The sequence below is a fragment of the Collinsella sp. CLA-ER-H8 genome, from assembly GCF_040092335.1.
GTDB lineage: Bacteria > Actinomycetota > Coriobacteriia > Coriobacteriales > Coriobacteriaceae > Collinsella.
This window is the reverse complement of record NZ_JBBNLU010000017.1, coordinates 1-13,745: the sequence shown is the minus strand read 5'-3', so window position 1 is coordinate 13,745 and position 13,745 is coordinate 1. Positions and strand designations below refer to the sequence as shown.

Here is a 13,745-nt window from a genome sequence, read left to right as displayed (position 1 = left end):
ACTTCAATTCTTCCTGCGGCATCGCTCAGTCCTCTCTCGTAATCGCGGCAACCGTCGCCCCGCAAAATGCAATTAAATCATCGGGTGCAAGCTCGAGCTGATAACCACGCTTGCCGCCCGAAATAAAAATGGTATCCCAAAGGACACACGTCTCATCAATGAGCGTCCGGTAGCGTTTTTTCATACCGACCGGGCTGCAGCCGCCGCGAACGTAGCCAGTCGCCGCAAGCAAATCCTTCACATGCATCATGACCAAGGACTTCTCCCCCGCGGCACGCGCGGCGGACTTTAGATCGAGCTCATCGGCAACAGGGATGCAGCACACGACATGGTCGTTGGACGGCGTCACGCAGACCAAGGTCTTAAATCCTTGACCGGGCTCCTCGCCAAGCTGCTCCGAAATCGCGACCCCCAGGCCCACTGACTCATCACCATCGTCTTCGTACGTATGTAGAACATAGGAAATGCCGGCGCTTTCCAGCTCGCGCATCGCATTGGTTTTTGGCGTCTTTACAGCCTTTGCCATGACATATCCTTTCCCTCGCATTCGGACGCAAAGATTAAGTATATGTCCAATTCGGCTGCATACGTCACTTCGACACAGCAAGCGCCATCGAATCACGAGGAGTCGATGGCGCCCATAAACTGAATCGCCTATTTATTGAGCATCAAGTTGAGCCTGACGCTCCCGGTCACGCCTGAGCAACGGCGCCAAAAACTTGCCCGTATAACTCTGCGGACAGTCCGCAACCTGCTCCGGTGTGCCCGAAACCACGACGGTTCCGCCGCCGTTACCGCCCTCGGGACCCATATCGATCAGGCGGTCGGCAACCTTGATGACATCAAGGTTGTGTTCAATCACCAGCACCGTGTTGCCCGCATCGACCAAGCGCTGCAGCACATCGAGCAGCTGGCGGACGTCCTCAAAATGAAGGCCGGTCGTCGGCTCGTCCAAAATATAGAACGTCTTGCCCGTCTGGCGTCGATGAAGCTCCTTGGCGAGCTTCACACGCTGCGCCTCGCCGCCCGAGAGCGTCGTGGCGGGCTGGCCCAGGCTCACGTAGCCTAAGCCTACATCGTACAGCGTCTGGAGCTTGCGCTTAATCTGCGGGATATTCCCAAAGAAGGCCAGCGCCTCGGTGACGCTCATGTCGAGCACGTCCGAGATGGTCTTGCCACGGTAGGTGACCTCGAGTGTCTCGCGGTTGTAGCGTTTACCGCCGCAAACTTCGCAGGGAACGTAGATATCGGGAAGGAAGTGCATCTCGATCTTGATCTGCCCGTCGCCCTTGCACGCCTCGCAGCGCCCGCCACTCACATTAAAGGAGAAACGACCCGGCGAGTAGCCGCGCGCCTTCGACTCCGGCGTACTCGCAAACAGCGCGCGAAGATCATCCCACAGGCCGATATAGGTAGCAGGGTTGGAACGCGGCGTGCGGCCAATCGGCGACTGGTCGATATCAATAACCTTATCGATACACTCGATGCCCTCGATTTTTTTATACGGACCCACAGGGCGCGTCGAACGGTGAATAGCATTCGTAAGGGCAGGCGCAATGGTGTCGGTAACCAGGGAGCTCTTGCCCGATCCCGACACGCCGGTAACAACCGTAAGCGTACCAAACTCGATCTTGGCAGTAACATTTTTGAGGTTGTTGGCTCGAGCGCCCGTAATTTTAAGGCAGCCGCGACCGGGCTTGCGCCGTTCATCAGGCACCCGAATCATTCGTTTGCCGGTCAGATAAGCGCCCGTCATCGACTCAGGACACGCCATGATATCAGCAGGCGTTCCCGCCGCGACTACGTGCCCGCCGTTGACACCGGCGCCGGGCCCCATGTCGATCACGTAGTCGGCGGCACGGATTGTATCCTCGTCGTGTTCGACGACGATAACGGTATTGCCGATATCGCGCAGGCGCTCGAGCGTCTTGATCAGGCGCTCGTTGTCACGCTGATGAAGACCGATCGAGGGCTCGTCCAGAATATAGAGCACGCCCATGAGACCCGCGCCGATCTGCGTTGCCAAGCGAATACGCTGTGCCTCGCCACCGGAAAGCGTCGCCGAGGCACGATCGAGCGTCAGATAGTCGAGTCCAACATCGACCAGAAAACGCAAGCGCTCCAGAATTTCCTTGACGATACGACCGCCGATAAACTGTTGGCGCTCGGTGAGTTCCAGGCCCTCAAAAAACTCGAGCGATTCACGGCACGACAGGCAACAAACCTCGTAAATGGACTTGCCGCCCACGGTGACGGCGAGCATCTCGGAGCGCAAACGAGCGCCGTGGCAGGTCGAGCACGGCTCCTCGCGAATGTACTTCTCCAGGCGCGCCTTGGTGTTCTCGTTCGTCGTCTCGGTATAGCGTTCGTACAGGATGTTGCGAACGCCCGAAAACTTGGTATCCCACTGGCTGCGACGTCCGTCGAGCTTTTGGTAGTCGACCGAGATCTTCGTATCGCCCAGGCCATCCAAGAATGCACGACGCACGCGAGGGGGCAAGTCCTCCCACGGCGTATCGGCGCTCACCTTAAAGTGTTTGCAGACCGCAGCAAAAATCTGCGGATAGTAGTTCGAATTGCCAAACAGGCTACCAAAGACTCCGTCGGCAATGGACTTCGAGGGGTCCTCGATCAGCGCCTCGGCATCAACGGTTTTCTTAAAGCCCAGGCCGTCGCACTCAGGACATGCGCCATAGGGAGCGTTAAACGAAAAATCACGCGGCTGAAGATCGTCAATGGAGTGTCCATGCTCCGGGCACGCCAAGGCCAACGAATACTCCAGCAGCTCGCCCTCGGTCCCCTCGGGAGCATCACGATCGGGCAGCATGTACACGTTTACATTGCCGTGAGCCAGCGCGGTCGCCTGCTCAACAGACTCGGCGATACGGCCCAGAGAATTCTCACGGATCACGATGCGATCGACCACGACCTCGATATCGTGCTTGAATTTCTTATCCAGATCGATCGGATCGTCGAGCGAGCGCACTTCGCCGTCAACGCGCACGCGGCTAAAGCCCTCGGCGCGAAGGTCCTCAAACAGTTTGGTATACTCGCCTTTTCGCCCGCGCACCACCGGTGCCAGCACAAACGCGCGGCGGCCCTCCCCCGCCGCCAAGACCTTGTCGGCAACCTGGTCGGTCGTCTGGCGCTCAATGACGCGGCCGCATTCGGGACAGTGCGGGGTGCCCACACGGGCGAACAGCAGACGCAGATAGTCATAAATCTCGGTTACGGTGCCAACCGTCGAGCGAGGGTTTTTAGACGTCGTCTTTTGGTCGATCGACACCGCCGGCGAAAGGCCGTCGATTGAATCCAAGTCGGGTTTGTCCATCTGGCCCAAGAACTGGCGCGCATAGCTCGAAAGACTCTCGACGTATCGACGCTGGCCCTCGGCATAGATAGTGTCAAATGCCAGCGAACTCTTGCCCGAGCCAGAAAGACCGGTAATGACCACGAGTTGGTCACGCGGAATGGAAACATCGATATCACGGAGGTTGTGCTCACGAGCGCCGCGAATAACGATAGAAGAATCAGACATGGAAGCTCCTTGCCTCCTATTGCATCGAATCATACTGTCGATGAGTTTAGCGCACTCGACGCGCACAGATGTTCGTAATACAAGATTCGCAGACCTTTAGCTTTGCGTATCGGGCGCTTTGTTTCTCGAAATGCCGTGGAAAGGTTACAGTAATCTAATACTGAACTTAATTTGCCGTAACAGAGGAACGTCCATGACCGAAGATATCCCCCTTGAAATCACTTCGAGCGACATGGCCAATCTGCCCATATTCATCGCCGTCCTTATCGTGGCCATCGTCGTGGTGCGCGTATATTTTTCAATCAAACACAATGAAAAGCCGCCCATTGCCCGCGTCTTTTGGTGCGCGACGCTCCTCATCCCGCTCGGCATGGTAGCTGCATGGATTACGAATCAATTGCTCGTAAATGAGGACAATTCCCTATGGGTCCTTTCTTATTCGGCGCTCGGTGCTACCGCCGTCATACTTCTTGTCGAGCCCTTGGTTTCGGGACTTATCGACCAAACCGATCTTGCGACGGGAACGGTTGCCTGTATTTGCCGTGACATCCTTGTCATCGCCGCTGTTTCAGCGCTCTCGTTCGTTTCACTCGAAATTGCCTGTAACGAAACGTTCTATCGCATTCCCGCCAACTCATTCGGGTTTTCCGTCGGGCTGCTCGCGACGGTTCTGCTCTCCCTTTATTTGCTGGGACAGCGTCATGGAGGCGTCATGGCCCTCGTGCCCGTCGCCTGTTGCATCCTTGGCATTGCCGAGCACTTCGTCATAACGTTTAAAGGCGAGGCCATCCTGCCAAGCGATATCTTGGCCCTTGGCACCGCAATGGAAGTGAGCGAGGGATACGAGTTTACCTTTACCGCCGGAATCGTAACCTCTCTAGCCCTGCTGGAGATTTCCCTAGGGCTTCTTTCGCTTATCCGACCGAGAAAGCTCCGTACGCCCACCCATGTCTTCCCCGCAATCGCCGCTAACCTCTGCGCTTTTCTGCTAGTGACCGTTGTGGGGCTCTCGGGCTTTTCCAGCATCGACTTGGAGCAGGCGCTGAATTTTGGATTTGACCGTTGGCAGCCCATCACCACGTATGCGTCTCAGGGTTTTATCACTTCGTTCACCGAAATGGTCAACGAGTTGCCCATTGAGAAGCCCGAAGACTATACGCCCGATGAGGCGCAGAGCATCGAGCAGGAGCTCGCCGCCACCTACGACAGCACGTATGGCTCGAGCGAGCAGCGCGCGGCGGCCGTTGCCCAGTTCAATGAAATCAAGCCGACGATTGTTGCCGTCATGAATGAGAGTTTTAGCGACCTTTCGTGCTTTGAGCAGCTCCAGGCGGCCGGGTACACCGGCCCCGCATTCTACAACTCGCTTCCCGACACACTTGTTCGCGGCACCATGCTCGCTTCGGTCGCCGGTGGCGGAACGGCGAACTCCGAATTCGAATTTTTGACCGGAGCGACAACGGCCTTTGTCGGATTAGGCAAAATCCCCTATCAGCTATATCAGATGAATGGCGTCAACAGCCTGGCAAAGGACCTTAAGGAGCTTGGGTATACCGCTACCGCTATGCACCCGCAAAACCCCGTCAACTACCATCGAGATAAAATCTATCAGCAGCTGGGCTTTGGAGACTTTCTTTCAATCGGCGATTTCGAAGGTGCGCCCTGTTACCATGCCGGCGTATGCGACTACGCCACCTACGACAAGATACTCGACCTGCTTAGAACCGACGAAGCCCCGCAGTTCATCTTTGACGTCACGATGCAAAATCACGGCGGCTACGACTATGGCACCGTTCCCGCCGAGGAGCTGACAAACTATTGGGTCGAGGGAGCCAGCGAGGGTACCAATAGCGCGCTCAACACCTATCTTACCTGCATCAACGCATCCGACCGGGACCTCGAGTACTTTATCAACGAGCTCCGCAATATCGGCAGACCGGTTGTCCTTGTCTTTTTTGGCGACCATCAGCCGAGCGCCGCAACGACTCTCAACGACGAGCTGTACCCTCAGGAAGATACGGCAAGCCACGCTTTCCGTATCTATCAGTCGACATATTTTGTCTGGGCTAACTATGAAATCGCCGGCAATACCGAGCTCAACGTCTACGACACCGTCGGGGCAAACGAGGTTGCAGCCATTACCCTTAATAAGATCGGCGCCCCGCTCACCGACTATCAAAAGGCTCTGCTTGCAACAAGGTCAGATGTGCCCACCATCAATGTCGCCGGCTACCTTGGTGCCGACGGGCTGCGCTACGACTTGGAATCTGAAGACAGCCCATACGCCTCGACGATCGACAAGCTGCAGCGCATGCAATACCTCGAGTTCGCCAGCAAAGTTCAGTAAGCCCGCCCATTCGCTTGGACCCATCGTATTGCAAGCACGCTCGGCCCAAATGCATCGTAAATGACTCCCGCTCGCAAACGAGGGTACAATGACGCTCGTGTCACATCACGGGGCCCCGGCCCCAACATATACAAAGGAGTCATACATGGGTTGCGAGCACGCACAGGCCGCCGGCGGACAAACGTCGCCGTCGCAATTTGAGGAGAATACGCTGTCCGAGGTCAAACGCGTCATCGCCGTGCTTTCCGGCAAGGGCGGTGTCGGCAAGTCGTTTGTCACCGGTGCCATCGCCACCGAGCTTGCCCGTCACGGCCACAAGGTCGGCGTCCTCGATGCCGACATCACCGGTCCCTCTATCCCCAAGATGTTCGGTATGAGCGGACGCCACGTCCATGCCCTTGGCAACCTCATGCTGCCTGAAATCTCCGAGCGCGGCGTCAAGGTCATGAGCTCCAACCTTCTGCTCCAAAACGAGACCGACCCCGTCCTTTGGCGCGGTCCGGTCATCGCAGGCGCCATTAGGCAGTTCTGGAGCGAGACCTCATGGGGCCCCATCGACTACCTGCTGGTCGACATGCCTCCGGGAACAGGCGACGTCGCTCTCACCGTCTTCCAGTCACTGCCCGTCGACGGCATCGTCATCGTCACGAGCCCGCAGGATCTGGTCTCGATGATCGTCGCCAAGGCGGTCAACATGGCCGAGAAGATGAACGTCCCCATTCTGGGCATTGTCGAGAACATGAGCTATATTGAGTGCCCCGACTGCGGCAAGAAGATCGAGGTCTTTGGCAAGAGCAAGCTCCCCGAGGTCGCAGAGCGCTATAACCTCGACATCTTGGGCCAGCTTCCCATTAATCCGGCACTCGCCGAGGCCTGCGATAAGGGCGAGGTCGAGACCGCACTGCCCGATGGCATGTTGCCCAAGGCAGTCTCTGCCGTCGAGGCCATTACCCCGCACGAGACCGACGAGGCCTAAGTGAACGCGAGCGCCTTCTATGACGTCCTGGTAATCGGCGGCGGGGCTTCAGGCCTCGCCGCCGCCATTACGGCCGCACGAGCTGGCAAAAGCGTCTGCATCGTTGAGCGCGATGTCGCCTGCGGCCTTAAGCTCCTTGCGACCGGCAACGGCCGCTGCAACCTCTCCAACGAATCGATTGATCCACAGCGGTATAACCACCCCGCATTCGTTGAATCCGTTATGGGCCCCCGGCCCGAACAAGAGCTTATGGGTTTCTTCTCCTCGCTGGGCATCATGACAACCTCCGAGGAAGGCCGGCTGTACCCGCGCTCCCTTCGCGCCGAATCGGTGCGCGACGCGCTTCTCAACGTTTGCGACCGCCTAGGTATCACCTTAATCTGCGGAGCCAACGTTGCCTCGGCGCACAAAGCTTCCGAAGGCTGGACACTCCAAATAGACCGTCCAGCGCGGGCACTCAAGGCAAAGAAGCACGACGACCGAAAATCGGAGCTCCGCTCGCTTCGGAAAGCGCTCGCCGATGTCCCTCGCAAGAACGAGGCCCTGGAGGCACATGCCGTAATTATCGCCACGGGCGGCAACCCCACCGGTATCGCCGATACGTTTGGCCTCCCCCTCACCTCGCTGCGCCCCATCCTCTGCCCCGTATCGGCAACGGTCGTTGGCGATCGGGCGGCACTCAAGACGTTGGATGGTCTGCGCGTCCGCGCCCGCTTGACGCTCACCCGTAACCATAGTGAGCTCTGGCACGAAGACGGTGAAGTACTGTTTCGAGCCTTCGGCATCTCGGGCGTCGCTGTCTTCAACCTCTCCCGTCGTATCCAGCGCGGTGATACGATCCTGCTCGACGTTTTCCCCGACCTCTCCAAAGACGAGCTGCTCGATATGCTCAACCGGCGCGTTGAGCTGCTCGGCGGCTTTTCGCCCCGCGATCCCCGTTGGCTCGACGGCATGCTCGCCCCGCAACTCTCCCGCGTCGTCTGCACGGCGTTCGAGCAGTGCCATCCAGGCTCCAACGATGTCATCCACCTGGTCTCGATCCTCAAGCACTTTAAGTTGCTCGTCGAGGGAACAGCCGAGGAGCGCTCGGCGCAGGTCACGCGTGGTGGCGTATCTGTCGAGAGTATCTCAACACCCAGCCTACGCGCGCGCAGCGTTGTCGACGCCCCGCTTTACGTCTGTGGCGAAGCGCTCGACATCGACGCCGATTGCGGAGGCTTTAACCTTGCGTGGGCATGGCTCTCGGGCATTCGCGCTGCAAGCAGCCTGTAGCCGCGCAGTCTATAATCAAAAACGCATTCGGGCCGTCTGGGATACCGGACGGCCTCTTTCTTGCCTCTAAGGAGACCTCGATGATCGAAATCACCCAAGTCAACGCTTCGCTCGATGAAGCCGGCGATGAAAATGCCTGCCTCATTGTTGGCAAGCGAGTCGCCAAGCGCGTCCTACGTTGCAAGGACTCCGAGATCAAGTCCATCGAGCTCCACCGCAAGTCAATCGACGCTCGCAAAAAACGAGACGTCCATTTTATCCTGAGCTTTCGTGTTGAGCTGACCAGTCCCCACCTCGAGCGAGAAGTGGTCGACAGCGTTTCCGAACGTGACCGCTCGCGCGTACGCGCGATAGAAGACGATGAGCCTTCATTCCCCTCCCCCATTTCCGACGCATCCAAAGAGCGCCCCGTCGTTGTCGGCGCCGGATGCGCCGGCCTTTTCGCTGCGCTCACGCTCGCCGAAGCAGGTCTTAAGCCCTTGCTTATCGAGCGCGGCGACCCGGCATTTCGCCGCTCGCAGGCGATCGACCTCTTTCTAAAGGAGCGCATCCTCGACCCCGAGAGCAATATCCAGTTTGGCCTGGGCGGCGCGGGGACCTTCTCGGACGGCAAGCTCAATACGGGAACCAAAAATCCCGCCCATCGCCTTATCCTCGAAACCTTCGTCGAGGCGGGCGCGCCCCGCGATATTCTGTGGGATGCCAAGCCGCACATTGGCTCCGACATCCTTCCCACGGTTGTCACCGCTATATCCCAGCGCATCGAGCAGCTCGGAGGTGTCGTCCGTTATCGAACAAAGCTCGTCGACATTCGCATCGACGCGTCTGGCGCCATCACCGGTATCGATGTCCAATCGTCCCAAGACGCCGCTTACGAGCCAGTTGAGACAAAGCACCTCATCCTCGCCTGCGGGCATTCTGCTCGCGAGCTTTTTGAGCTCCTTAAGGACCACAACGTGGCCCTCGCACAAAAGACCTTTGCCATGGGCGTTCGCATCGAGCATCCGCAGCGCGACATCGACCGAGCCCAATATGGAGCCTCGGCGGGGCATCCTGCCCTCGGAGCAGCCCCCTACAAGCTCGTCGCCCATCTTCCCAACGGCCGCAGCGTGTTCTCGTTTTGCATGTGCCCCGGCGGGCAGGTTGTCGCCGCCTCTTCCGAGCAGGGCCACCTGTGCGTCAACGGCGCCAGCCTCAATGCCCGCGACGGACGCAACGCAAACGCCGCCCTGCTCGTTAACGTCACGCCTGAGGACCTTCCCAACGATGACCCGCTCGCCGGCATCGAGCTCCAGCGTGCCTGCGAGGCGGCCGCCTATCGCCTGGGTGGTTCCAACTGGAACGCACCGGCACAACTCGTCGGAGATTTCCTCGCAGGACGCGCCAGCAAGGCACCCGGAAAGGTAAAGCCCACCTATCCGCTCGGTGTGACCTGGACGGCAATTGACGAAGCCCTGCCGCAGCATATCATCGAGTCGCTCCGCCTGGGACTTCCTCTACTCGGAAAAAAGCTACGAGGCTATGACCGCCCCGATGCCGTTCTTACCGGCGTGGAGACTCGTTCGAGCTCACCGGTTACTGTCACCCGAGACCGAACGTGCCATGCCGTGTCGACCCCGGGACTCTACCCTTGCGGTGAGGGAGCTGGATATGCCGGCGGCATCATGAGCGCGGCCACCGACGGCATTCGTTGTGCCGAAGCCCTGATCGCAGACCTCTAGCGCACGAATTCCAGCACGCAAAAGACACAGGCCCCGAGCTCCACAGGGAACTCGGGGCCTGTTCGCTATTTCTTAAACCGTGCACCCTGGCGTTTTCTGCCCGATGCGAACGTGGAACCCTTGCGGGCCTGCGAACGTAAGCGCTCGATCGTCTCGTCCTCAGACGCACCCTCGAGCATCGCCCGAATCTGAACGACGGCATCGCGCAGGCGCGCCGCCTCCTCAAAGTCCATGGCGGCAGAAGCGTTGCGCATATCCTCTTCCATGGTTTCGACGATCCGCACAAGCTCGTCATGCGGCAGTTCTTCCAACTGCTCCGCAAGTGTCTGCTCGGGTGCCACCGTTTCCGGCACGCCGCCCTCGCCCGACTCATCGGGCGTATAGAATGCGCCATGGCCAAGGGAGTCGCCCTTCGAGCGCCCCTTGGAACCCACGGTTTTTTCGGCTTCGGCAATAAAACTTGAGATGTCGTTGATGGCCTTGCGCACCGTCTTGGGCACAATGCCATGCTCTTCGTTATATGCCATCTGAATCTCGCGGCGGCGCCGCGTCTCCTCGATGGCCTCTTTCATCGAATCGGTCACAACGTCCGCATACATGATGACTTCGCCATCGGCGTTACGGGCCGCGCGGCCAATCGTCTGAATCAGCGAACGGCGGTTGCGCAAGAAGCCTTCCTTATCGGCGTCGAGAATTGCCACCAGTGAGACCTCGGGAAGATCCAGGCCCTCACGAAGCAGGTTGATGCCAACGAGAACATCGATCTTGCCCTCGCGCAGCGTTCGCAGGATCTCGACACGGTCCATTGTCGCCGTATCAGAGTGCATGTAATTGACCTTAATGCCCGCGTCGAGCAGATGGTCGGTCAGGTCCTCGGCCATGCGCTTGGTCAACGTGGTCACCAGCACGCGCTCCTTGCGGGCAACGCGCTCGCGAATCTCGTCCTCAAGATCGTCAATCTGGCCGCGTACTGGACGCACGTCAATCTTGGGGTCGAGCAGGCCGGTCGGACGAATAATCTGCTCCACGTCGTTTTGGCTCACCCGCAGCTCGTAGTCGCCCGGCGTGGCCGAAACATAGATAAACTGGGGTATCCTTGCCTCAAACTCATCGAAACGAAGCGGGCGGTTATCGAGCGCGGAGGGCAGGCGAAAACCGTGTTCCACCAGCGTCACCTTACGCGAGCGGTCACCTTCGTGCATGCCGCGAATCTGCGGCACCGTCACATGGCTCTCATCGATGATGCAGAGCATATCCTTGGGAAAGTAATCGATTAGGGTAAACGGCGGCTCACCCGGTTTGCGACCGTCCAGATGACGCGAGTAGTTCTCGATGCCGTTGCAAAAGCCCATCGTCTCGAGCATCTCAAGATCATAATCGGTGCGCTGCTGCAGACGCTGCGCCTCGAGCAACTTGTCGGTCGCCTTGAGCTCCGCCACGCGCTTCTCGCACTCTTCGCTGATCGATTTCAGAGCCGCCTTGACCTTCGGCTTCTCGGTCACGTAGTGCGATGCCGGCCATACGGGGATGGCCTCGTACTCACGAAGCATCTCACCGGTGACCTCATCGATCTCGGCAATCAGCTCAACCTCGTCGCCAAAGAACTCAAACCGCAACGGATGCTCGGCATAAGGCGGATACACGTCGACAACATCGCCGCGCACGCGGAACGTGCCGCGTGCCAGGTCATAGTCATTGCGATCATATTGAATGTCGATAAGTGCATGGATAAAGTCATCGCGCTCGAGCGGCACCTTCTTGTCGACGTTTGGAGCCAGACCCGCATAGTCCTCAGGAGAGCCAATGCCATAGATACACGAGACCGATGCGACAACGATCACATCGCGTCGAGAGAGCAGCGATGCGGTCGCCTGATGTCGCAGCATCTCAACCTCTTCGTTAATCGAGGAGTCTTTCTCGATATATGTATCGCTTTGCGGCACATACGCCTCGGGCTGATAGTAGTCGTAGTACGAGACGAAGTAGACCACAGCGTTGTTGGGAAAGAACTCTTTGAGCTCGCTCGCAAGCTGAGCGGCGAGCGTTTTATTCGGAGCCATGACCAGCGTCGGCTTTCCCAGGGCCTCAATAGTCTTTGCCATCGTGAAGGTCTTGCCCGAACCAGTCACGCCCAGCAAAACCTGATAGCGGTCTCCGTCCCTCACGCCCTGCACAAGCGACTCAATGGCCTTAGGCTGGGAACCGGCAGGCTCATAGGGAGACACGACCTTAAACGGCACGTCAGAGCCTTCAACGCCAAAGCGCTTAAGTTCACCACCAACGCGTTCTACTTCAAATTCCGCCATGGATACTCCTAACTCATATATCTGCAGTATACGCAGGCGGCAGGCATAGTCCTATACGAACCGATCGGGATAGAGGGTCTTGTAGCGAGCCCAGGCATTATTGACACGAATCAGATACGCCTGCGTCTCGGGAAAGGTGATTGCATTATGAAGCGACGTACTCTGCTGCGCCCATCCGTCGACATTGCCCATGCCGGCGTTATAGGCGGCAATGGCACTGTCAGTCGACCCGTTAAAATACGCTAGAAGATACGAGAGATACGCACAGCCAAACTCGATATTCGTAGCCGGATCGTTAAGGTTGTCGGCCGAATACTCGCCACCGTCGACAAGGCCCTTGGCGATCATATCCTGGGCAGTCTCGGGCATCAGCTGCATCAATCCCTGAGCACCCTGATTCGACTCGGCCTCGGGATCCCAATTCGATTCAGACTTAATGACAGCGCACACCAGATACGGATCCAGATTATGCGAAATACTGGATTGCTTTACATACGCCTCGTAGTCAATCGGATACAGCGGCTTAAAGAAAGCGGCAGGAGCATACGAGTAAACGAATGAGATAAGGCCGAAGGCAAAAACGGCAGCTAGCGGTATAAGGCGATACCACGTAAGGAAACGTGTCTTAGGCATCAGCCTCCTCCTTATCCACTACATCCCCGAACCCATGGCATGCAAGCCATGAGTCAAGCTGCTCAAAGAGCGAATTATCGCCTGAGGCATTATCAATCACCGTTGTAGCGAGATTGCACAGCGCAGACTCATCGGGCTGACAAGCAGAACGGGCATCGAAATCAGATGGCTCCATGCCACGTTGAATAGCGCGCTCGCGACGAACTGACAAAGGGGCGCTAATGACCAGAATTTCATCAGCCAAGCCAAATGCATCCTCAAAACCAGTCGGAGCAGAAACCTCGACCACCGCAAAGGGGTAACGGGGAGATGAAACCGTACAACAAACCGGATCGAGAATCCTAAGCGAAAGCTGTTCAATCAGAACGGGATGCACGATGCCATTGAGTCGTGCGACCGAATCAGGAGAAGCGAAAGCTCGAGAACCGAGGATGCTGCGGCGAATGCCGCCCTCCTCATCCAAAATGTCCCAACCGAATTCATCCGCGAGAGTATTGACGATATCAGAGCCCGGCACATACAGAGATTTTGCAAGCTCATCCAGATCGATAAGCATAGCGCCACGAGATTCGAAATAGCGGCAGGCAGTCGACTTACCCGAAGCAATATTGCCCAAGACAAATACGGTAAACATCAAGCCCTCCCTAACGCCAATGCGAGTAATTATCGCTCAAATACACTAGATGGACTCAAAATACAGCCAAACAGTAAGAGCGCATACGGGGGAGCTAGGTCCCAAAGTACAACGTGTATATAACGCAAAAAAGGGGGAGGCCGCGAGGCCTCCCCCTTCTCCATGTCATCCGACGGCTCGGTGCCGTCCATCGGTCAGCGGCGCCCTGGCCTCCCACGGGCTGACCCCGCAGTACTCTCGGCGCGATGGGGCTTAGCTTCCGGGTTCGGAACGGGACCGGGCGTGCCCCCCATGCTCTGGCCGCTGACCGGTGGGCGG

At 57.9% G+C, this 13,745-nt stretch carries 9 protein-coding genes and 1 rRNA gene; 4 read left to right on the top strand and 6 right to left on the bottom strand.

Annotated elements, in window-relative coordinates:
* Nucleotides 1-25 precede the first annotated feature (25 nt).
* Both ybaK and uvrA read right to left on the bottom strand, forming a co-directional pair.
* Nucleotides 26-526: a Cys-tRNA(Pro) deacylase gene (gene ybaK, locus AAAX72_RS08915; protein WP_117848725.1), complete on the bottom strand. Its 501-nt coding sequence runs from the start codon at nt 524-526 to the stop codon at nt 26-28.
* A gap of 132 nt (nt 527-658) precedes the next feature.
* Nucleotides 659-3,538 (bottom strand): excinuclease ABC subunit UvrA, encoded by a 2,880-nt coding sequence (gene uvrA, locus AAAX72_RS08910; RefSeq protein WP_271748696.1) that lies wholly within the window; start codon nt 3,536-3,538, stop codon nt 659-661.
* A gap of 193 nt (nt 3,539-3,731) precedes the next feature.
* Here uvrA and AAAX72_RS08905 point away from each other — a divergent pair, with 193 nt between their 5' ends.
* The 4 genes from AAAX72_RS08905 (at nt 3,732) to AAAX72_RS08890 (ending at nt 9,854) form a co-directional block, all read left to right on the top strand.
* Nucleotides 3,732-5,885, top strand: a complete 2,154-nt coding sequence (locus tag AAAX72_RS08905; protein ID WP_271748697.1) for an LTA synthase family protein — start codon at nt 3,732-3,734, stop codon at nt 5,883-5,885.
* Nucleotides 5,886-6,030: 145 nt separating this feature from the next.
* Complete coding sequence (locus AAAX72_RS08900) at nt 6,031-6,861, top strand: Mrp/NBP35 family ATP-binding protein (RefSeq protein WP_271748698.1); 831 nt, start codon at nt 6,031-6,033, stop codon at nt 6,859-6,861.
* Nucleotides 6,862-8,133: an NAD(P)/FAD-dependent oxidoreductase gene (locus AAAX72_RS08895; protein ID WP_271748699.1), complete on the top strand. Its 1,272-nt coding sequence runs from the start codon at nt 6,862-6,864 to the stop codon at nt 8,131-8,133.
* An 80-nt stretch (nt 8,134-8,213) separates the two neighbouring features.
* Nucleotides 8,214-9,854 carry an FAD-dependent protein gene (locus AAAX72_RS08890; RefSeq protein WP_349130040.1) on the top strand — a complete coding sequence of 547 codons (1,641 nt, stop codon included), beginning with the start codon at nt 8,214-8,216 and terminating at the stop codon, nt 9,852-9,854.
* Nucleotides 9,855-9,919: 65 nt separating this feature from the next.
* Here AAAX72_RS08890 and uvrB read toward each other — a convergent pair whose 3' ends face one another.
* From uvrB to rrf, 4 genes are all read right to left on the bottom strand, one after another.
* Nucleotides 9,920-12,160 (bottom strand): excinuclease ABC subunit UvrB, encoded by a 2,241-nt coding sequence (gene uvrB, locus AAAX72_RS08885; RefSeq protein WP_055286969.1) that lies wholly within the window; start codon nt 12,158-12,160, stop codon nt 9,920-9,922.
* Nucleotides 12,161-12,211: 51 nt separating this feature from the next.
* Entirely contained in the window at nt 12,212-12,793 is a 582-nt protein-coding gene (locus tag AAAX72_RS08880; protein ID WP_349130039.1) for a lytic transglycosylase domain-containing protein, read from the bottom strand.
* Nucleotides 12,786-13,427 (bottom strand): dephospho-CoA kinase, encoded by a 642-nt coding sequence (gene coaE, locus AAAX72_RS08875; protein WP_349130038.1) that lies wholly within the window; start codon nt 13,425-13,427, stop codon nt 12,786-12,788. Before coaE ends, AAAX72_RS08880 begins: the two co-directional genes overlap by 8 nt.
* Nucleotides 13,428-13,619: 192 nt before the next feature.
* Nucleotides 13,620-13,735: ribosomal RNA gene (rrf, locus tag AAAX72_RS08870) — 5S ribosomal RNA — on the bottom strand.
* Nucleotides 13,736-13,745: the final 10 nt, after the last annotated feature.